Genomic DNA, 1,510 nt, shown 5'->3' on the forward strand with positions numbered 1-1,510 from the left:
TTACAAGAATCCGATTAAAAACCTGGCTAATAATCAGCATTAGGATTACTTCTTTGTCACACCGCACCTAGGTGGATAAAAATCGGCCAAAGCACAACTACAAAAATGCTCTGGATCGAATGATGGCCAACTCACCCAGCTCCACCCCCGTCCAGCTCCGCCGTGTCCTCGGCCTGCCCGCCCTGGTGTTCTTCGGCCTGGTGTACATGGTCCCGCTGACCATCTTCACCACTTACGGCATCGTCACCGAACTTACTGGTGGCCGCACGGCTGGCGCCTACATGGTCACGCTGGTGGCCATGCTGTTCACCGCCACATCCTACAGTTTCATGGTCAAACGCTTCCCGGTCGCGGGCTCGGCGTACTCCTATACCAACATGGCCTTTGGGCCGAACGTTGGCTTCCTGGCTGGCTGGTCGCTGCTGCTCGACTACCTGTTCCTGCCGATGATCAACTACCTGCTGATCGGCCTGTTCCTCAACATAGCCTTCCCCGCCATACCCGCGTGGTCGATCGCACTGGCCTCCATTGCCCTGGTCACGGCGCTCAACGTGGTCGGCATTCACTCTGTGGCCAAGACCAGCAACCTGATCGTCGGCGCACAGATCGTCTTCATCGTGGTGTTCGTCGCCCTGTCCTGCCAGTCCCTGGCCGGCCAACCGCTCGACCTGCTTTCGCCACTGCTGGGCGACGGTTCGCAGCCGGGCTTCGGCGCGCTGATGGCTGGTGCGGCGGTGCTGTGCCTGTCGTTCCTCGGCTTTGACGCTGTCTCTACCTTGGCCGAAGAATGCCGCGATGCCCGCCGCGATGTGCCCCGGGCCATCATCCTCACCACCTTGTTCGCCGGTTTGCTGTTCACCGGGCTGGCCTACGTCAGCCAGTTGGTGCTGCCGGGCACCACCTTTGCCAATGCCGATGCGGCGGCCAACGAGGTGATGTTCAAGGCGGGCGGTCAGTTCCTGGCCAACTTCTTCACTGCGGCCTATGTGGCTGGCAGCCTGGGCTCGGCACTGGCCTCGCAGGCGGCGGTTTCGCGCATTCTGTTCACCATGGGCCGTGACAAGGTGCTGCCGCAGCGTACTTTCGGCTACCTGTCACCGCGCTTTGGCACGCCAGTGTTCGCAATTCTGCTGGTTTCGGCGTTCTCGTTGCTGGCGTTGGTAATAGACCTGGCGACCCTTGCCTCGCTGATCAGCTTTGGTGCACTGGTGGCGTTTTCGGCGGTGAACCTTGCGGTGGTAAAAACCCATCTGGTGGACGATGCCACGCAGCTCAGCCTCAAAGGGCTGCTGAGCTATGGCCTGGTTCCGCTGGTGGGGTTGGGGCTGACACTGTGGCTGTGGACCAGCCTGTCGGCGCTGACCTTGGTTATTGGCCTGTGCTGGTTTGCGGTGGGTCTTGCGTACCTCGCAGTACTGACCGCCGGCTTCCGCCGCCCGGTGCGGCTGGTGGACTTCTCAGAAGCTGCATGACCTGAAAATTGCGCTGGCTGTACTGGCCTCATCGCCGG

Annotated in this window: 1 protein-coding gene; it reads left to right on the forward strand. The window is 61.1% G+C overall.

Annotated elements, in window-relative coordinates; translation table 11 throughout:
- The first annotated feature begins 122 nt into the window (after positions 1-122).
- On the forward strand, positions 123-1,472 hold the full coding sequence (locus tag ACK1U9_RS09190) for an APC family permease (protein ID WP_108481142.1): 1,350 nt from the start codon (positions 123-125) through the stop codon (positions 1,470-1,472).
- Positions 1,473-1,510 lie beyond the last annotated feature (38 nt).

This window comes from Pseudomonas sp. XP1, from assembly GCF_053557675.1.

Bases quoted from the DNA above. Each gene is read 5' to 3' on its own strand.
- ACK1U9_RS09190 (WP_108481142.1), top strand. From the start codon at position 123: ATGGCCAACTCACCCAGCTCCACCCCCGTCCAGCTCCGCCGTGTCCTC.